General features: G+C 72.8%; 17 protein-coding genes and 3 tRNA genes. 11 read left to right on the top strand and 9 right to left on the bottom strand.

Features of this window, described 5'->3' with window-relative positions:
* Positions 1-191: 191 nt before the first annotated feature.
* The gene (locus ABTZ91_RS31555) at positions 192-1,646 is read left to right on the top strand and encodes an acyl-CoA synthetase (RefSeq protein ID WP_352080649.1); all 1,455 of its coding nucleotides are present in this window, start codon (positions 192-194) and stop codon (positions 1,644-1,646) included.
* A gap of 304 nt (positions 1,647-1,950) precedes the next feature.
* Positions 1,951-3,552, top strand: coding sequence for a carboxyl transferase domain-containing protein (locus tag ABTZ91_RS31550; RefSeq protein ID WP_407078070.1), 1,602 nt, complete (start codon positions 1,951-1,953; stop codon positions 3,550-3,552).
* A 28-nt stretch (positions 3,553-3,580) separates the two neighbouring features.
* On the opposite strand, the gene ABTZ91_RS31545 is transcribed toward ABTZ91_RS31550, so the two are convergent.
* The 3 genes from ABTZ91_RS31545 to ABTZ91_RS31535 form a co-directional block, all read right to left on the bottom strand.
* On the bottom strand, positions 3,581-3,754 hold the full coding sequence (locus ABTZ91_RS31545; RefSeq protein WP_352080648.1) for a hypothetical protein: 174 nt from the start codon (positions 3,752-3,754) through the stop codon (positions 3,581-3,583).
* Positions 3,755-3,939: 185 nt separating this feature from the next.
* Entirely contained in the window at positions 3,940-5,208 is a 1,269-nt protein-coding gene (locus ABTZ91_RS31540) for an MFS transporter (protein WP_352080647.1), read from the bottom strand.
* Positions 5,205-5,729, bottom strand: a complete 525-nt coding sequence (locus ABTZ91_RS31535; protein ID WP_352080646.1) for a GNAT family N-acetyltransferase — start codon at positions 5,727-5,729, stop codon at positions 5,205-5,207. Before ABTZ91_RS31535 ends, ABTZ91_RS31540 begins: the two co-directional genes overlap by 4 nt.
* A 617-nt stretch (positions 5,730-6,346) precedes the next feature.
* Between ABTZ91_RS31535 and ABTZ91_RS31530 the strand changes: the two genes are divergently transcribed.
* On the top strand, positions 6,347-7,468 hold the full coding sequence (locus tag ABTZ91_RS31530) for a nucleotide disphospho-sugar-binding domain-containing protein (protein ID WP_352080645.1): 1,122 nt from the start codon (positions 6,347-6,349) through the stop codon (positions 7,466-7,468).
* A gap of 219 nt (positions 7,469-7,687) precedes the next feature.
* Here ABTZ91_RS31530 and ABTZ91_RS31525 read toward each other — a convergent pair whose 3' ends face one another.
* Positions 7,688-8,170: a MarR family transcriptional regulator gene (locus ABTZ91_RS31525; protein WP_352080644.1), complete on the bottom strand. Its 483-nt coding sequence runs from the start codon at positions 8,168-8,170 to the stop codon at positions 7,688-7,690.
* 118 nt (positions 8,171-8,288) lie between these two features.
* Here ABTZ91_RS31525 and ABTZ91_RS31520 point away from each other — a divergent pair, with 118 nt between their 5' ends.
* Together ABTZ91_RS31520 and ABTZ91_RS31515 are read left to right on the top strand one after the other, a co-directional pair.
* Positions 8,289-8,705, top strand: a complete 417-nt coding sequence (locus ABTZ91_RS31520; protein ID WP_352080643.1) for an organic hydroperoxide resistance protein — start codon at positions 8,289-8,291, stop codon at positions 8,703-8,705.
* Positions 8,706-8,953: 248 nt separating this feature from the next.
* Positions 8,954-11,008: a phosphocholine-specific phospholipase C gene (locus ABTZ91_RS31515; protein ID WP_352080642.1), complete on the top strand. Its 2,055-nt coding sequence runs from the start codon at positions 8,954-8,956 to the stop codon at positions 11,006-11,008.
* 70 nt (positions 11,009-11,078) lie between these two features.
* Here ABTZ91_RS31515 and ABTZ91_RS31510 read toward each other — a convergent pair whose 3' ends face one another.
* Complete coding sequence (locus ABTZ91_RS31510; RefSeq protein ID WP_352080641.1) at positions 11,079-11,291, bottom strand: hypothetical protein; 213 nt, start codon at positions 11,289-11,291, stop codon at positions 11,079-11,081.
* A 7-nt stretch (positions 11,292-11,298) separates the two neighbouring features.
* Entirely contained in the window at positions 11,299-11,763 is a 465-nt protein-coding gene (locus ABTZ91_RS31505; RefSeq protein WP_352080640.1) for a hypothetical protein, read from the bottom strand.
* A gap of 174 nt (positions 11,764-11,937) precedes the next feature.
* Between ABTZ91_RS31505 and ABTZ91_RS31500 the strand changes: the two genes are divergently transcribed.
* On the top strand, positions 11,938-12,288 hold the full coding sequence (locus tag ABTZ91_RS31500) for a hypothetical protein (protein WP_352080639.1): 351 nt from the start codon (positions 11,938-11,940) through the stop codon (positions 12,286-12,288).
* A 19-nt stretch (positions 12,289-12,307) separates the two neighbouring features.
* Positions 12,308-12,814 (top strand): hypothetical protein, encoded by a 507-nt coding sequence (locus ABTZ91_RS31495; RefSeq protein WP_352080638.1) that lies wholly within the window; start codon positions 12,308-12,310, stop codon positions 12,812-12,814.
* Between the two features lie 99 nt (positions 12,815-12,913).
* On the opposite strand, the gene ABTZ91_RS31490 is transcribed toward ABTZ91_RS31495, so the two are convergent.
* The 3 genes from ABTZ91_RS31490 to ABTZ91_RS31480 all read right to left on the bottom strand — a co-directional run bounded on the left by ABTZ91_RS31490 (position 12,914) and on the right by ABTZ91_RS31480 (position 13,307).
* Positions 12,914-12,990: transfer RNA gene (locus tag ABTZ91_RS31490), tRNA-Ile, on the bottom strand.
* Positions 12,991-13,153: 163 nt separating this feature from the next.
* Positions 13,154-13,229, bottom strand: a tRNA-Asn gene (locus ABTZ91_RS31485).
* Positions 13,230-13,234: 5 nt separating this feature from the next.
* A tRNA-Asn gene (locus ABTZ91_RS31480) sits at positions 13,235-13,307 on the bottom strand.
* 134 nt (positions 13,308-13,441) lie between these two features.
* Between ABTZ91_RS31480 and ABTZ91_RS31475 the strand changes: the two genes are divergently transcribed.
* The 4 genes from ABTZ91_RS31475 to ABTZ91_RS31460 form a co-directional block, all read left to right on the top strand.
* Positions 13,442-13,726, top strand: coding sequence for a YtxH domain-containing protein (locus tag ABTZ91_RS31475; RefSeq protein ID WP_352080637.1), 285 nt, complete (start codon positions 13,442-13,444; stop codon positions 13,724-13,726).
* 37 nt (positions 13,727-13,763) lie between these two features.
* A complete protein-coding gene (locus ABTZ91_RS31470; RefSeq protein ID WP_352080636.1) occupies positions 13,764-15,203 on the top strand; it encodes an FGGY family carbohydrate kinase in 1,440 nt (479 codons plus the stop codon).
* Positions 15,204-15,349: 146 nt separating this feature from the next.
* Positions 15,350-17,083 (top strand): ABC transporter ATP-binding protein, encoded by a 1,734-nt coding sequence (locus ABTZ91_RS31465; RefSeq protein ID WP_352080635.1) that lies wholly within the window; start codon positions 15,350-15,352, stop codon positions 17,081-17,083.
* Positions 17,083-18,315: ABC transporter ATP-binding protein (locus tag ABTZ91_RS31460; RefSeq protein WP_352080634.1), on the top strand; the 1,233-nt coding region annotated here is incomplete at its 3' end. The genes ABTZ91_RS31465 and ABTZ91_RS31460, both read left to right, overlap by 1 nt.

Genomic DNA, 18,315 nt, shown 5'->3' with positions numbered 1-18,315 from the left:
CGTACGGAGCACCTTGACGCCGGCCGGCAGCAGGACGGGCACGACGGTGAGCGCCGACACCGACGCGTACGGCCCGAGGCCGGTCGTGGCCTTCCTCCGGATGCGGACCGTCCGGCCCGAGGGCGGCGGTCGGCTCCCGAGGTGACCAAGGTCGCAGCGCGCGGCCCCTGACGGCTGGGCAGAATGCCCCCATGAGCGCCCTCTTCCCGGCCCTTGCGGCCGGTTCGGACCGGCCGGCCCTGCGTTTCGGCGCGGACATACTGACGTACGGGGAGCTGGCGCGGGCCGCCGGAGCCCTGGCGGTACGCATCGGGGACGCCGGCCGCGTCGCCGTGTGGGCCACGCCGACGGCCGAGACGGCGGTCGCGGTGGTGGCCGCGCTGCTCGCCGGCGTGCCGGCCGTACCGCTCAACCCGCGGACCGGCGAGCGCGAGCTGGCGCACATCATCGGCGACAGCGCCCCGGGCGCGGTGCTCGCGGGCCCCGGCGTCGGGCTGCCGGGCGGGCTCGCCGCACTGCCCCGGATCGACGTGGACATCCACGCCTCCGGCCCCCGCGCGCAGGAGCCGGCCGACCCCGAGGCCGCTGCCCTGATCGTCTACACCTCGGGCACCACCGGCCCGCCCAAGGGCGTCGTCCTCTCCCGGCGCGCGATCGCCGCCTCCCTGGACGCGCTCGCGGACGCCTGGGCCTGGACGGCCGAGGACGTCCTCGTGCACGCGCTGCCGCTGTTCCATGTGCACGGCCTGGTCCTCGGCGTGCTCGGCCCCCTGCGGCGGGGTGGCGAGCTGCGGCACCTGGGGGCGTTCTCGGTGGAGGGCGTGGCCAGGGAGGTGGGAGCCGGGAGCGGCGGGGGGACGATGCTGTTCGGGGTGCCGACGATGTACCACCGGCTCGCGGAGGCACTCCCCCACGACCCGGCGCTCGTCCGGGCGCTCGCCGGTGCGCGGCTGCTGGTCTCGGGCTCGGCGGCGCTGCCGGTGCACGACCACGAGCGGATCAGGGCGGCGACCGGGCGGACGGTGGTCGAGCGGTACGGGATGACCGAGACCCTGATGAACACCTCGGTCCTCGTCGGCGCCGACCCGCGCCCCGGTTCGGTCGGGCTACCGCTGCGGGGCGTCGCGCTGCGGCTCGTGGAGGAGGACGGCGCCGTGCTCGGCGCGGAGGCGTACGACGGCGAGACGGTCGGCGAGATCCAGGTGAAGGGCCCGAACCTGTTCACCGCGTATCTGAACCGGCCCGACGCGACGGCGGCGGCCTTCACCGACGACGGCTGGTTCCGCACCGGGGACATGGCGGTGCGGGAGCCCGACGGCCAGGTCCGGATCGTCGGCCGCAAGGCGACGGACCTCATCAAGAGCGGCGGCTACAAGATAGGCGCCGGCGAGATCGAGAACGCGCTCCTCGACCACCCGGGCGTCCGCGAGGCGGCGGTGACCGGGGAGCCGGACCCGGACCTGGGCGAGCGGATCGTGGCGTGGGTGGTCCCGGCGGACCCCGCCGACCCGCCCGCGCCCGAGGCCCTGGCCGGCCATGTGACCACGCTGCTCGCCCCGCACAAACGCCCACGAGAAGTCCGCTACCTGGCCGCGCTGCCGCGTAACGACATGGGCAAGGTCCTGAAGAAGGCCCTCCATGCCTGAACGTTTCTCCGCCCGCGAGGCGATCGCCCTGGTGACGGACGACTTCGTGCCGGCGGCGGGGGTGGGGGCCGGCGGACCGGTTGCTCCGACGGACGCTGCGGGGGATGCCGGGGTCGGCGGGCCGGGCGCTCCGACGGACGCTGCGGGGGATGCCGGGGTCGGCGGGCCGGGCGCTCCGACGGGCGCTGCGGGGGATGCCGGGGTCGGCGGGCCGGGCGCTCCGACGGGCGCTGCGGGGGATGCCGGGGTCGGCGGGCCGATCGCACCGACGGGCGCTGCGGGAGGTGCCGGGGTCGGCGGGCCGATCGCACCGACAGCCGCTGCGGAAGGTGCCGAGGCGAGCGGATCGGTCGCGCCGACAGCCGCTGCGGAAGGTACCGAGGCGGGCAGGCCGGTTGCCCCGACGGCCGGCGCGGGAGGTCCCGAGGCCGGCGGGCCGGTCCGTGCGGACGGGCCCATCGGCTGGTCCGGTTACGACGACTCCCGTGCCCGCGCGGCGGAACGGACCGGCGAGGACGAGTCCGTGCTGCACGGCACGGCCACCGTCGGCGGACGGCCCTGCGTCCTGGTGGCGTTCGAGTTCGGCTTCCTCGGCGGCTCGCTCGGCCGGGCGGCCGGTGACCGGCTCGTCGCCGCGTACCGCACGGCCGTCGCGCGGCGCCTCCCGCTGGTCTCGCTCGTCGCGACCGGCGGCAGCCGCATGCAGGAGGGCATGGTCGCCCTCGTCCAGCTCCAGCGCGTGGCCGCCGAGACCGTACGTCTCCGGGCCGCGGGCCTGCCCCACGTCGCCGTCCTGCGCGACCCCACGACCGGCGGCGGCTGGGCCACCGTCGGCGCGGGCGCCGACGTCGTCCTGGCCATGCCCGCCGCCCAGGTCGCCTTCGCGGGCTCCCGCGTCCGCCCGCCGGACGCCGACCCGGCCGCGTACACGGCGGAGGACCAGTACGCCCACGGCCACGTGGACGCGATCGTCCCGCCGGACCGCCTCCGGGACACGCTGGCCCTGTGGCTCCGACTCCTGTCCCCGGCAGCCGGCGAACCGTCACCCGCCGCACCCCTGCCCGGCGAACCGACACCCGCCGCACCCGTGCCCGGAACGCCCGTGTCCGGAACGCCCGTGCCCGGAACGCCCGTGCCCGGAACGCCCGTGCCCGGGGCGGCTGTGTCCGGCGCGCCCGCGCCCGCGTCCCCCGCACCCGCGTCCCACGCACCGGCGCCCGCGCCTCCGCCGCGCGCTCTCGGCGCGCTCGCGCCGGCCGGGACCGGCTGGGACGCCGTCCGGCGGGCGCGGGCGGCCGGGCGGCCGCGGGCCGGGGCGTACCTGGACGACTACTTCGAGGTGCGGGCGGCGATCCGCGGCGACCGGACCGGGGGCGTCGACCCGGGGATGGAGTGCGGCTTCGGCCTCCACGAGGGCAGGGTCGTGGCGTACGCGGCGCAGGACGGCGGGGCGACCCGGCCCGCCGGGTTCCGCACCGCGGCCCGGCTCGTACGGCTCGCGGACCGGCTCGGGGTGCCGGTGCTCACCCTGATCGACACGCCGGGCGCCGCCAACGACGCGGAGGCCGAGCGCGCCGGGGCGGGACCGGCCATCGCGGACGCCTTCGCGGCGATCGCCGAGGCCCGCACGCCGGTCACCTCGGTCCTCATCGGGGAGGGCGGCTCCGGCGGCGCGCTCGCGCTCGCCGCGCCGCACAACACCTGGGCCACGCCGGACGGTTACTTCTCGGTCATCGCCCCCGAGCTCGCCGCCGCCATCCTCAAACGGCCGCCGGACCGGGTGCCGGAGACGGCCGGGCAGCTGCGGCTGCGCCCCGAGGACCTGCTGGAGCTGGGGATCGTCCGGGGGATCGTCGAAGGGGCCGCCCCGAAGGGCGCCGGGCAGCAGGAAGCCCCCTCGGAGTGAGGGGGCTTCCCGCCGTGACGGGGAAGGCTCAGGCGCCGTCGCCCTGGCAGAAGCTGAAGTCGTTGCAGACGACGACCGTGGTCTCCGCGACCGACACACCGGGTTCGTCGAGGAACTCGGTGCCGTTGTGGGCGAGTGCCGTTCCGGAGCCGGCGAGAACGGCGGCTGCGGCCAGGGTGACCGTGGCGATGAGCTTGCGCATGAAAACCTCCTGACGAGCGGGATTGCTCATGTCGGAGCCTGACCTGGGCACGGGACAGCGGCAAGTGCGCGCGCGGTGAGCTGGGCACGGGATGACCCGTATGGGCGGCGCATCACGCCTTCGCGCCCACCGCCCGGATGATCTGCGGCGGGACGGGACCAGGAGCGTACCGGGCAACGGTTGGTTCACGCCGTGGGGTTGCGGGCGTCGTACCGCCGGAAGCCCTTGCCGTAGAGGGCGAGCAGCCCGATCGCGAGGACGCAGGCGAGTCCGCCGCCGGTGATGGCGACGGTCGGGGAGGTGAGGTCGGCGACCGAGCCGGCGAGGAAGTCGCCGAGCCTGGGCCCCCCGGCGACGACCACGATGAAGACGCCCTGGAGCCGGCCCCGCATCTCGTCCGGGGCGGCGACCTGCATCATCGTGTTCCGGAAGATCATCGAGACGGTGTCGGAGTAGCCGGCGACGGCGAGCAGCAGCAGCCCGAGCCAGAGGTTGCGGGTGAGGCCGAAGACGGCGATCGCGGTGCCCCACGTGGCGACGGCCAGCAGGATCGCCTGCCCGTGGTGGCGGATCCGGCCCTGCCAGCCGGAGAGCACCCCGCCCAGCAGGGCGCCGAACGCCGGTGCGGCGACGAGGAGTCCGGCGGTGCGGGCGTCGCCGCCGTACCAGAGGACGGCGACGGCCGGGAACAGCGCCCGGGGGTGGGCGAGGATCATCGCGCAGAAGTCGGAGAAGAACGTCATGCGCAGGTTGGGTCGGGTGGCGAGGAAGCGCAGTCCGTCGAGGACGGAGGCCCGCTTGGTGCCGGTGCGGTCCGGCAGCATCGACGGCAGGCGCCACATCGCGTAGAGGGAGGCCGAGAAGGCGATCGCGTCGATGAGGTACGCCGTCTGGTAGCCGGCCAGACCGACGACGAGGCCGCCGATGCTGGGCCCGACGAGCGTGCCGAAGGTGGTGGTCATCGAGTTGAGCGCGTTGGCGGCGGGCAGCTGTTCGGCGGGCAGCAGCCGGGGGATCATGGCGCTGCGGGCGGGCGCGTTGAGCGCGGCGCAGACCGCCTGGAGGGCGACGATTCCGTAGAGGAACCACACCCGGTGGAAGCCGGCGAAGGCGGCCGTGGCGAGGGCGATGGAGAGCACGGCCAGGCCGGTGGAGCTGACCAGGCCGAGCTTGCGGCGGTCGACGGTGTCGGCGATCGCGCCGCCGTACAGGCCGAAGACGACGAGCGGGACGAGGGTGAAGAGCCCGACCAGACCGACGGAGAACGGCGAGCGGGTGATGTCGTAGACCTGGAGGGAGATGGCGAGGGTGGTCATGCCCTGGCCGACCCAGGTGACGGTGTTGCCGAACCAGAGCCGCCGGTAGTCGGCCGAGGTACGGAGCGGGGTGAGGTCGGCGAAGAGCCTGCCGCCCTTGCGGTCGGCCGGGGCGGAGGCCGGTGCGGGGGCGCTCACGCGGCGTCGGCCGGGGTGCGGGTGCTGCTGCCGGCGCGGGGTCCGGTGCCGGCGGGGGTGTCACCCGTGACGTCGCCCGTGAGGTCGTAGCGCAGCTCGGGGCGTTCCCAGTGGATGCGTCCGGTGGGCCGGACGGTGCCGGTGCGGCGGGCGCCGGTGCGCAGGTAGAACTCCTCGGCGGGCGGGTGGGCGACGACCCGTATGGAGTCGAGTCCGGCGGCGCGGCCCTGGCCGATCATGTGCTCGACGAGCATCCGGCCGATCCCCAGGCCCTGGGCCTCGTCGGCGACGAAGGCGAGGTCGAGCTCGGCCTCGTCGAGGAGCAGGGCGTAGAAGCCGAGGACCCGCCCGTCGGCGCCGACGGCGACGTAGACGGGGTGGTGCTCGATGTACGAGCCGCCCACCTGGTAGCCGGCGACCATGGGGGCGTACGCGCCGGCGTAGGCGGAGGAGGTCCGCACGAGCCGGGTGAGCCGCTTCGAGTCGTCGGCGGTGGCGCGCCGGAGGGTGATGTCGGGCATAGCCCGAGTATAGGAGCGCCCTTCAATGTGGGTCCTTACAATTTTCCGGCTGCGGGGCGGCAGGCACGGTGGGGCCGGGTCCGGCGGGCCTGACTGGCTCCGGTCCGGTCGGGTCGGACTCGGCCCGACGGACCTGATTGCGGTCCGGTCCCGTCCTTCGGACACGGCCCGGCGGGCCCGTCCCGGTCCGGTCCCGTGCGGTCCCGTGCGGTCCGGCTCGGCTCGGCCGGCTGCGGGTACGGACTCGGTCCGGTCCCGTGCGGTTCGGCTCGGTCCGACTCGGCCGGGCCGGTCGGCCCGGTCGAGCTGGGTCCGGCGGGCCCGGCGGGCCCCGGCGGATGCAGCGCCGTCGGACTTGGCCCGGCGGGCCCGGCCCGAGTGCGGTCCGGCTCGATCCGGCTCGGCTCGGCCAGCCCGGCAGGCCCGGCCCGGCTGGGCTCGGCCGGCTTCGGGTACGGACTCGGTCCGGTCGCGTTCCGTCCGGATCGGCGTTCGCGAGAACGTCCGATTATCGATCCCGCCCGGAACACGCGGTGCCGTCGCGCTGGTTCGCCGTGTGAGCGGGGGCGTTCGGGCACGACTCGTCCTCGTACGGCAGACCATGGCAAGGAGACATCGTGCGCGTACTCTTCACCGGACCGGCGGCGGCCGGCCATCTCTTCCCGATGATCCCGACCGCGCAGGCGCTGCGCGCCGCCGGTCACGAGGTGCTGTTCGCGGGCTCGCAGCCGCTGGACCGGCTCCGCGAGGCGGGGTTCCCGATCGTCGAGATCGGGGACGGCCGCGACATCCGGGAGGTGTTCCGGCAGGCAACCGGCGAGGAAGCGCGCTATGTCGCCCCGGAGATGACCTCCGATCAGATCCTGGACAGGGCGGCCCACGCCTTCGCGCTCGTCTCCCGCCCGACGGTCGACGGCCTGCTGGAGACCGCCGAGGGCTGGGGTGCCGACCTGCTGGTCCACGACTCCTTCCAGGCCTCCGCCCCGCTGGTCGCGGCCAAGCTCAAGATCCCCTCGGTGATCCAGAACTTCGGCGTCGCCTCGGGCCTCGACATGGTCCGCCGGCAGGCGGCCTACTTCACGGAGGCGTACGAGACGTACGGCGTGGCCGGTCCCGCCGAGGCCACCGCGCTCGACATCATCCCCGCCTCGCTCGGCGGTGACCGGGGGAGCCTGCGGATGCGCTACCTCCCGTACAACGGCGGCGGCACGGTCCCCGCCGAACTGCTCCGCCGCGGCACCCGGTCGCGGGTCGTGGTCACCCTGGGCACGGTGCTCACCGAGATGGAGGGCGTCGGCGCCATCGTCCGCCTGATGGAGGCCGCCGCGTCGGTGGACGCCGAGTTCCTGCTCGCCGTCGGGGACGCCGACCTCGCTCCGCTGGGCACCCTTCCGGACAACGTCCGCCCGCTGCCGTGGGTGCCGCTCGCGGAGCTGCTGACGGCCTCCGACGCGCTGATCCACCACGGTGGTTCGGGCACGATGCTCACCGCGCTCCAGGCCGGCCTGCCCCAGCTGCTGCTGCCCCAGGGGGCCGACCACTTCATCAACGCCGACGCCCTCACCGCGACCGGCGCGGCCCTGTGCTCCACCGCCGACGAGGTCGACGCCTCACTCCTCACCCGCCTCGTCACGGACCCGGCCCTGAGCGAGGCCGCGGCCCGCCTGCGGGCCGAGAACGCCGCCCTGCCGTCCCCGGCGGAAACGGTCCCGGCGCTGGAGGCCCTGGCCGCCGCGTAGGGCGAGGCGCACGTCACCGGCGGCAGGCGCGCGCCGGTGACGCACGGGCGCCGATGACGCACGGGCGCCAGTGACGGGCGCCCCCCGTTCACGCATGCGGTTGGCAGGCGCGCGGGTGGTCCCCCGGCACCGAGAGGCGCCCGGGCACACGCCACGGCCACCCGCCTCACCCGAGGGCGGATTCCGGCCACTTTCCGTCACCTGACGGCGGCGGCGACGTCACTTCCCGACGACGCACCGGGCGAGGTCGTCGGGGTCGACGGCGTCGAGCCGGCCGGCGAGGGCGTTCAGCCGGTCGCGCAGGGCGACGATCTCCTCCAGGTCGAGGCCGGTCGCGGCGGCGATCCCGCGCGGCACCCCGAGGGCCTTCTCGCGGAGCGCGGCGCCCTCGCCGGTGACCCGCACGGTGACGGACCGCTCGTCCTCCGCGCTGCGCCGCCGCTCGACGTAGCCGACCGCCTCAAGGCGCTTGAGCAGCGGCGACAGGGTGCCGGAGTCGAGGCGGAGCCGCTCGCCGATGCCCTTGACGGGCAGCTCGCCGTGCTCCCAGAGGACCAGCATCACCAGGTACTGCGGGTACGTGAGGCCGAGCTCCTTGAGCGCGCCGCGGTAGACGCCGTTGAAGGCGCGGGTGGCGGCGTGCAGGGAGAAGCAGATCTGGTTGTCGAGCCGGAGGAAGTCCTCGTCGGTGGGTCCGTCCATGGTTCCCAGGGTACGGGAGACGACCGTCACACGCCATTAAGTTGTGCACAACTAAATGGCGCGCTACAAATAGATCCGGCAACCCGGCACCGAGCCACGGACAGGAACGGAAGAACCCATGGACGCGATCTACACCGCAGTCGCCACCGCCAACGGCCGCGAGGGCCGCGCCGTCAGCTCCGACGGCCACATCGACCTCCCCCTCGCCCACCCCACGGCCCTCGGCGGCAACGGCCAGGGCACCAACCCCGAGCAGCTCTTCGCCGCCGGATACGCCGCCTGCTTCGCCAGCGCCATGGGCGTGGTGGCCCGCCAGGAGAAGATCGACATCTCGGACGCGTCCATCACCGCCGAGGTCTCCATCGGCAAGGACCCGGCCGACGGCGGCTTCGGGCTCGCCGTCGTCATGCGCGCCGAGTTCCCCGACCACCTGCAGGGCGAGGCGGGCGCCGCGCTCCTGGAGAAGACCCACGCCTTCTGCCCGTACTCGAAGGCGACCCGCGGCAACATCACGGTCGAGCTCGTCGTCGAGTAGCCCTCCGCTCGCTCCCGTGCAGTTTTCTGTTCACCTACGCACGCCCCTGGTGGAGTTCGGCCCACCGGGGGCGTTCGGTTGTGAGTTTTCACGTTCGGGCACGGGGGATTCGCCCGGCGTACGACGGGCAGTCATGGGACGGCCGCCGAGCGGTGGTTCACGGGCGCTCTCCTTGGGGCGCCCGTCGCCGGCCCGGCCGGCCGCGCACCCGCACCCCGTCCGTCTCCCACTCCGGAGGGCAACCCCCCATGGCCGAACTGAATCGCCGCCGGTTCCTGCAACTCGCGGGCGGAGCCGCCGCGTTCACCATGCTGTCCGACAGCATCGCCCGCGCCGCCGCCATCCCGGCGCAGGGCACGACGGGCACGATCCAGGACATCGAGCACATCGTGGTCCTGATGCAGGAAAATCGTTCCTTCGACCACTATTTCGGGGCGATGAAGGGCGTACGCGGCTTCGGCGACCCGCGCCCGGTCACGCTCCCCAGCGGCAAGTCCGTCTGGCACCAGTCCGACGGCAGGACCGAGACCCTGCCCTTCCGCCCGCCGAGCGACGACCTCGGCATGGAGTTCCTCCAGGGCCTCAACCACGACTGGGCGGGCGGCCAGCGGGCCTTCAACAAGGGCGCGTACGACCAGTGGGTGCCCGCGAAGACCAAGGCCACCATGGCCTACCTCACCCGCCAGGACATCCCGTTCCACTACGCGCTCGCCGACGCGTTCACGATCTGCGACGCGTACCACTGCTCGTTCATCGGCTCGACCGACCCGAACCGCTACTACATGTGGACCGGTCACACCGGCAACGACGGCACGGGCGGCGGCCCGGTCCTCAACAACGCAGAGGCGGGCTACGGCTGGACCACCTACCCCGAGCGGCTGGAGGCGGCCGGGGTCTCCTGGAAGGTCTACCAGGACATCGGCGACGGCCTGGACGCCGCCGGTCACTGGGGCTGGATCAACGACGCCTACCGGGGCAACTACGGCGACAACTCGCTGCTGTACTTCAACACCTACCGCAACGCCCAGCCCGGCAACCCCCTCTACGACAAGGCCCGCACGGGCACGAACGCCAAGGCGGGCGAGGGCTTCTTCGACAGGCTCCGCGCCGACGTCCAGGCGGGCACCCTCCCCCAGATCTCCTGGATCGCCGCGCCCGAAGCCTTCACCGAGCACTCCAACTGGCCCTCGAACTACGGCGCCTGGTACATCGCCCAGGTCCTGGACGCGCTGACCTCGAACCCGGACGTGTGGGCGCGTACGGCCCTGTTCATCACCTACGACGAGAACGACGGCTTCTTCGACCACGTGGTCCCGCCGTACGTCCCGGCCTCCGCTTCCCAGGGCCTGTCGACCGTCCCGACCACGCTGGACTACTTCCCCGGGAAGACGGGGTACGTCGCAGGCCCGTACGGGCTCGGCCCGCGCGTCCCCATGCTCGTCGTCTCGCCCTGGTCGAAGGGCGGCTACACCTGCTCGGAGACCTTCGACCACACGTCGATCATCCGCTTCATGGAGCGCCGCTTCGGCGTGCGGGAGCCGCAGATCTCGCCCTGGCGCCGGGCCGTGTGCGGCGACCTGACCTCCGCGTTCGACTTCACGCGTACGGACCCCCAGGCCGCCCCGCTGCCGCCGACCGACGGCTACTACCCGCCGGACCGCGAGCGCCACCCCGACTTCCTGGCCACGGCCCCGGCGGTCGGCACGATGCCCCGCCAGGAACGGGGCACCAAGCCCACCCGTCCGCTGAAGTACGCCCCGTACGTCGACGGCGCCGCCGACACGACCGCCGGCACCTACCGCCTCACCTTCAGCGGCGGCCCGTCCGCCGGCGCCCAGTTCTACGTGACCTCGGCGAACCGCACGGACGCGCCGTGGACGTACACGACGGAAGCGGCCAAGTCCCTCTCGGACACCTGGAACACCCGCTACTCCAAGGGCCTCACCGACCTCACGGTCCATGGCCCCAACGGCTTCCTCCGCCGCTTCCGCTCCCCCGGCAAGACCCCGCTCCCCGAGGTCCAGGCCCGCCACGACGCCACCACCGGCAACCTGACCCTGACCTTCACCAACCCCGGCACCACGACGACGGTCACACTCACCAACACCTACACGGGAGGCCCGACCACCCTCACGCTCCCGAAGGGCACGACGGTCACCCACACCCTCGACCTCGCCGCCTCCGCCCGCTGGTACGACGTCACCCTCACGACCCCGTCCCACCCGGACTACCTCCGCCGCCTGGCGGGCCACGTGGAAACGGGCGCGCCGGGGGTCTCGGACCCGGGGATCCTGACGTACTGAGCCCGCTGATCCACCGAAGGCCCCGGCGCGCCGGCAAGGCGCGCCGGGGCCGCCCCTCACCCCCCCGGCGTCAGCCGCTCAGCCACTTCTGCGCCGCCCACCGCGCCACGCCGCCGACGACGATCGAGACGATGATCGCCCCCCAGTCGATGACATGGGGAAGCCCGGGAAAGAAGGCGAAGAAGGCGATCGAGACGAGGAACCCCACGGCGAACCCCGCGATCCCGTTCCTCCGCCGCCGCGCCACGGCGGCCTCGTCCTGCCCCTGCTCGCTGTCGATCATGAACGACTCACTTCGTGATGTGATGGCACTGACTCACTCGGCGCACCCCGTTGACGAAGAGGTGCGCACACGCCTTGCCATAACGAGGCAGGGTCTGCGGGGAGTTGTTCCGCATGGGATCGATCTTGCACTCGGAGTGCGTCTTGCCCCGTGAGGTCCGGTACGTCCTGTTGTTGGTGTCGGCGTACGTGAAGTCGATCCGCCAGTTGCAGAAGCCGCTGCCCAGCGCCGCGACGAAGCCGCAGTCCACGCCGGCGTTCTGGTAGGTGATCTTCCGGCCCTCACCCCGGACGATGTGGGTGAACATGCAACCGGTCGGCACCTTCATCGTCACCCCGCCGACGCTGTACTCGAAGGTGCGCACCGGGGTCGTACCGACCGCGGACGCCTGTGCCGGAGCGGAGCCGGTCAGGGTGACGGCCGTGGCCATGGAGAGCGCGGCGAGGAGCCGGGACGCGTACGAGCTGACCATATGAAGGTCCTTCCAACGAAGGGGCGCTGACCACCGAAGAACCGCGCCGTCGCGATCATGGTTCTGACCGGCCGGGGCATTTCATTACAGAGAGTGATCAACATTCAGTACGCTGACCGGCTTTTGAGTACGCGGGCTCATGTGCGCCGTCCCGTCGCGCGGTTGGCTGGCCCCATGACCATGAACGATCCCGACGCGCGCGCCACCGGGGCCTGGATCGCCCCGCTCGTCTCCACGCTCGTGACCCTGCCGCTGGGCTTCCTCGTGCTGCTGTACGCCGGCCTCTCCCCCATGGCCTGCGACTCCTGCAACGGCGCCGAGGCGGACCGGTTCGACGCGAGCTTCGAGGTGGCCTTCCCGGTCGTCGTCACCGGGCTGCTCCTCGCCCTGGGCCTGCTGATCACGAGCTGGGCCCTCCCCCGGCGGGTCCGGCACGCCGCCCGGCGGGTGGGGTTCGCCGTCGCGGCGCCGGTGGTGGCCGTCGTCGCGGGGGTGGTGTTCGCCGGGCTCCTCGACGTGCCGTGACCCCGTAAGGTGTGGCGCCGTGAGCGAATGGCGAATATCCGAGGACGAGGGCGGCGCGCTCGCCGCCCGCTGGTGGCAGTGGGCCCTGTCGGCCCCCGAGCGGCGCAGCCCCGTGGCCGACACGACGGGCGAGTACGCGGCCTGGCGGCAGCCCGACGACGTCTGGTTCCTCGCCGGCACCTACGGCGGCCGGGTGGTGCGCCGCTGTGAGATCCCGGCCGACCGCCCGGCCTTCTTCCCGGTCCTCAACGTCCAGCACACCAAGCTGTACTCGCGCACACCGCTGGCCATGGAGGTCTCCTCCGCGAAGGCCTACCTCAACGGCGCCCCGCTCCTCCTCCGGGAATTCGTCGCCCCGCCCTTCCGCGTGGGCCTGCGCAAGCACCTCGCCTGGGGCATCTGGGCCGGCCTCGCCCCGCTGCTGCCCGGCCAGTACGTCCTGGAGATCAAGGCCGCCTCGACCGGCGACTTCTGGGTGGACACGACGTACCACCTGACGGTGGTGGGCGGTGGGCCGGCCGGGTGACGACCGGCGTGTCGGTGCCGTGAGCCGGATCACAGGCGGTGCACCGTGGAACGCGAAAGCCCGCACCCCGAGGCAAAACCTTCCTGCGGGTGCGGGCTGTGGTGGGGCGGGTGGGACTCGAACCCACGGCCGACGGATTATGAGTCCGCTGCTCTAACCGGCTGAGCTACCGCCCCGAACACCACGGCGCGTACAAGTGTGCGCGCCGTCTGCCGCAGCATAGCCGCTCATACGATCTCCTGCTCCGGATGGTCGGCCATGCTCGATCCAGAAGACTCCAGGGCCGGGCCCTTGGTTCCCCGGGAAACGAAAAAGGACCCCGAAGGGTCCTCTTCCGCGTGGCTCCCCCGGCTGGACTCGAACCAGCAACCCTCCGGTTAACAGCCGAATGCTCTGCCAATTGAGCTACAGGGGATCGCGCTCCCCCGACTGGACTCGAACCAGTAACCTGCCGGTTAACAGCCGGCTGCTCTGCCAATTGAGCTACAGGGGATTGCTGCGTTGCACCGAACGGTCCACCTCGGACCTTCCCGGGCGGCGCTCGCTCGCTGCGACACATACATTAGCGCAAGCAGGGGGGTGCTCCGCCAATCGGTATCCCCAGGGGCTCCAGGGAAGGATCGCAGCGTGCGGTACAAGCTGGTCTTCGTCGCCGGACTGGGCCTCGGTTTCGTGATCGGGACGCGAGCCGGGCGAGAGGTGTACGAGCGGATGAAGACGTCCGCCAAGCAGGTCGCAGAGAACCCCGCGGTGCGCAACGCCGCCGAGTCCGCCGCCCAGTCCGGGCGGCAGGTCGCCGGCCGGGCGATGCACGTCGTCGGGGACCAGGCGCACCGGATCCGGTCGCGGCGCCATCACGACGGGCAGGTCGCCTCCTACGAGGAGGAGGACTGGGGCCCCACCAACACCTGACCTCGCCGCCCCCGGAAGTACGGCAGAATCATGTGCCATGGGGATAGTCGCCGGCCTGGACAGCTCTTCGGACTCCACGCGCATCGTCGTCTGTGACACGGACACGGGTGCCGTACTGCGGCAGGGCCATGCCCCGCACCCGGTGGACCCCAAGGCCACCGACGTGGATCCACAGGGCTGGCTGCTCTCCCTCGGCGAGGCCGCCGCCGGCGGGCTGCTCGAAGGGGTGCAGGCGATCGGGGTCTCCGCCCAGCAGCACGGGCTCGTGCCGCTGGACGCGCAGGGCGGCCTCGTGCGGCCCGCGCTCGTCGGCAACGACAAGCGGGCGCAGGTCGCCGCGGCCGATCTGGTCGAGGCCCTCGGCGGGCGGCAGGCCTGGGCCGACGCCGTCGGCACCGTCCCGCAGTCCGGCCTGCCCGTCGCCAAGCTGCGCTGGCTCGCCCGCAACGAGCCCGAGCACGCCCAGCGCGTCGCCATGATCCTCCAGCCGCACGACTGGCTGGTGTGGCAGCTGCTCGGCCGGCCCGCGCGGCGCACCACCGACCGCGGCGCCGCCTCCGCCACCGGCTACTGGTCCGCCCGGACCGGGTCCTACCGGCCCGACCTCGTCGAGCTCGCGCTCGGGCACCAGGCCGTGCTGCCCGAGGTCCTCGGCCCCGCCGAGGCCGCCGGCACCACCCCGGAAGGGCTGCTGATCTCCGCCGGCACGGGCGAGACCATGGCGGCCGCCCTCGGTCTCGGGCTCGGCGTCGGCGACGCCGTGGTCTCCCTCGGCGCCTCCGGCTCCGTCATGGCCGTCCACCACGAGGTCCCCGCCGACCCGAACGGCATGATCACCGCGTTCGCCGACGCCGCCGGCATGCACCTGCCGGTCGTCCACACCTCCAACGCCGTACGGGCCCTGCGCGGCACCGCCGAGATGCTCGGCCTCGACGGTCTGGAGGAGCTGTCCGCGCTCGCCCTCACGTCCACGCCGGGCGCCTCCGGGCTCGTCCTGCTGCCGTATCTGGAGGGCGAACGGACCCCCCAGCTGCCGCACACCGCCGGCACCCTCGCCGGGCTGCGCCGCGAGTCGATGAAGCCCGAACACCTCGCCCGGGCCTCCTTCGAGGGCATGCTCTGCTCGCTCGCCGACGCCATGGACGTGCTGCGCGGGCGGGGCGTCGAGGTGCGCCGGGTCTTCCTGCTCGGCGCGGCCGCCGGACTGCCCGCCGTCCAGGCCATGGCCCCCATGCTGTTCGGCGCGCAGGTCGTCGTCCCCCAGCCGGCCGACTACGCGGCGCTCGGGGCCGCCCGGCAGGCGGCGTGGGCGCTCGGCGTCTCCCAGGGCACGCTCGCCCCGACCGCTCCCCCGGCCTGGCAGGGTGCCGCCGCCCAGGTCTTCGAGCCGGGCGAGGAGCTGGCCGTCGGCCAGGCCGTGCGGCAGCAGTACACCGCCACCCGGGAGCAGATCCACCCGGGCGCGTTCGCCTCCTGACCCGGGCCGGGCCGAGGCGCCTCGGCCGACGCGACCCCACGCCCGACGCGCCGCGTCCCGCCCCTTCGTAAAGTCTTCGCCAGGGCTCGTCCGCCGCGCCTAAAACGAGTCGTAACGTCTCGGCAGTGCGGGCGATAGTAGAGCCCGTGCTCATAAGACTGCTCCGAACCTTCCTGCGACCGTACAGAAAACCCATCGGCCTGCTGGTGCTGCTGCAGCTGCTGCAGACCAGCGCCACCCTCTACCTGCCGACCCTGAACGCCGACATCATCGACAACGGTGTCGTGAACGGGGACACCGGCTACATCCTGCGGTTCGGCGCGCTGATGATCGGCGTGTCCGTGCTCCAGGTGGCCTGCAACATCGGGGCCGTGTACTACGGGGCGCGGACCGCCGCCGCGCTCGGGCGGGACGTCCGCGCCTCCGTCTTCGAGCGGGTGCAGTCCTTCTCGGCCCGGGAGGTCGGGCACTTCGGCGCGCCGTCGCTGATCACCCGGACGACCAATGACGTGCAGCAGGTCCAGATGCTGGTCCTGATGGCGTTCACCCTGATGGTCTCCGCGCCGATCATGTGCGTCGGCGGCATCGTCATGGCGCTCGGTCTGGACGTGCCGCTGTCGGCGGTGCTGGTCGCGGTGGTGCCGGTGCTCGGCGTCGCCGTCTCCCTGATCGTGCGCAGGATGCGGCCGCTGTTCCGGACCATGCAGGAGCGCCTGGACACGGTGAACCGGGTGCTGCGGGAGCAGATCACCGGCAACCGGGTCATCCGCGCCTTCGTACGGGACGACTACGAGCGGGAGCGGTTCAAGGGGTCCAACACCGAGCTGACCGACGTGTCGATGGCCACGGGCCGGCTGATGGCGCTGATGTTCCCGACCGTGATGACGGTCGTGAACGTGTCGTCGATCGCCGTGGTGTGGTTCGGCGCGCACCGCATCGACAGCGGCGCGATGGAGATCGGCGCGCTGACCGCCTTCCTCGCCTATCTGATGCAGATCGTGATGGCCGTGATGATGGCCACCTTCATGTTCATGATGGTGCCGCGGGCCGAGGTGTGCGCCGAGCGCATCGAGGAGGTCCTGGCGACGGACTCCAGTGTGGTGCCGCCGGCCGAGCCGGTGCGCGAGCTGGGCCGGCGGGGCCATCTGGAGGTCAGGAGCGCGGACTTCCGGTATCCGGGCGCGGAGGAGTCGGTCCTCAAGGACGTCGGGCTCGTCGCCCGGCCGGGCGAGACCACGGCGATCATCGGCTCGACCGGCAGCGGCAAGTCGACGCTGCTCGGGCTGGTGCCCCGGCTGTTCGACGTGACCGCCGGAGAGGTCCTGGTCGACGGCGTGGACGTACGGAAGCTGGATCCGGCGCTGATGGCGCGGACGGTCGGGCTCGTCCCGCAGAAGCCGTACCTCTTCTCCGGGACGGTCGCGACCAATCTGCGGTACGGCAAGCCGGACGCGACCGACGAGGAGCTGTGGCACGCCCTGGAGGTGGCGCAGGCCAAGGACTTCGTGGCGAAGCTGGAGGGCGGCCTGAACGCCCCCATCGCGCAGGGCGGCACCAATGTCTCCGGCGGTCAGCGGCAGCGGCTCGCCATCGCCCGGACGCTGGTGCAGCGGCCGGAGATCTATCTCTTCGACGACTCCTTCTCCGCCCTCGACTACGAGACGGACGCCCGCTTGCGGGCCGCGCTCGCCGAGGAGACGGCCGACTCGACGGTGGTCATCGTCGCCCAGCGGGTGTCGACCATCCGGGACGCCGACCGGATCGTGGTCCTCGACGAGGGCCGGGTCGTGGGCGCCGGGCGGCACCACGAGCTGATGGCGGAGAACGAGACGTACCGGGAGATCGTGCTCTCCCAGCTGACCGAGGCGGAGGCTGCCTGATGGCCGGACCACGTATGCCCATGGCCGGGGGCGGCCCGGGCGAGCGGTCGATGGACTTCAAGGGCTCCGGCAAGCGGCTGCTGCGGCAGCTGGCGCCGGAGCGGAGCGCGCTGTGGGTGATGCTGGTCGCCTGTGTGCTGTCGGTGGCGGCCTCGGTGATCGGGCCGCTGATCCTGGGCCGGGCGACCGACCTCGTCTTCGCGGGTGTGGTCGGGCGGCAGATGCCCGAGGGCACGACGAAGGAACAGGCGCTCGCGGCGCTGCGCGCCGACGGTGACGGCGGGATGGCGGACATGCTGTCCGGGGTGGACTTCACCCCCGGGCAGGGCATCGACTTCCCGGCGGTCGGCGAGGTCCTGGGCCTGGCCTTGGGGATCTACGTGCTGGCGGGCCTGCTGATGCTGGTCTCCACCCGCATGTCGATCAAGGTGATCAACCGGACCGTCTACCGGATGCGCGAGGACGTCCAGGCGAAGCTGGCGCGGCTGCCCCTGTCGTACTTCGACAAGGCCAAGCGCGGCGAGGTGCTGTCCCGGGCGACCAACGACGTCGACAACATCGGCCAGACCCTCCAGCAGTCGATGGGGCAGCTGATCAACTCCCTGCTCACGATCGTCGGCGTGCTGGCGATGATGTTCTGGATCTCGCCGCTGCTCGCGCTGGTGGCGCTGGTGACGGTGCCGCTGTCGGTGGTCGTCGCGACCCGGATCGGCAAGCGCTCGCAGCCGCACTTCGTGCAGCAGTGGAAGTCCACGGGCCGGCTCAACGCCCATGTGGAGGAGATGTACACCGGGCACGCGCTGGTGAAGGTGTTCGGGCGCCAGGAGGAGTCCGCGAAGGACTTCCACGAGCAGAACGAGGCGCTGTACGAGGCAGGGTTCAAGGCCCAGTTCAACAGCGGCGTGATGCAGCCGGTGATGTTCTTCATCTCGAACATCAACTACGTCCTGGTCGCGGTGGTCGGTGGTCTGCGGGTGGCGAGCGGCAGTCTGTCGATCGGTGACGTGCAGGCGTTCATCCAGTACTCGCGGCAGTTCTCGATGCCGCTGACGCAGGTCGCGTCGATGGCGAACCTGGTGCAGTCGGGCGTCGCGTCCGCCGAGCGGGTCTTCGAGCTGCTGGACGCGGAGGAGCAGGCGCCGGACGGGCCGGTGGGCGAGAAGCCGGCGGAGCTGAAGGGCCGGGTCTCCTTCGAGGAGGTCGCCTTCCGTTACGAGGCGGACAAGCCGTTG

The organism is Streptomyces sp. NPDC126499 (assembly GCF_040302485.1).
In the GTDB taxonomy this organism is placed as follows: domain Bacteria; phylum Actinomycetota; class Actinomycetes; order Streptomycetales; family Streptomycetaceae; genus Streptomyces.
This window is presented reverse-complemented; position numbering and strand designations above follow the sequence as displayed.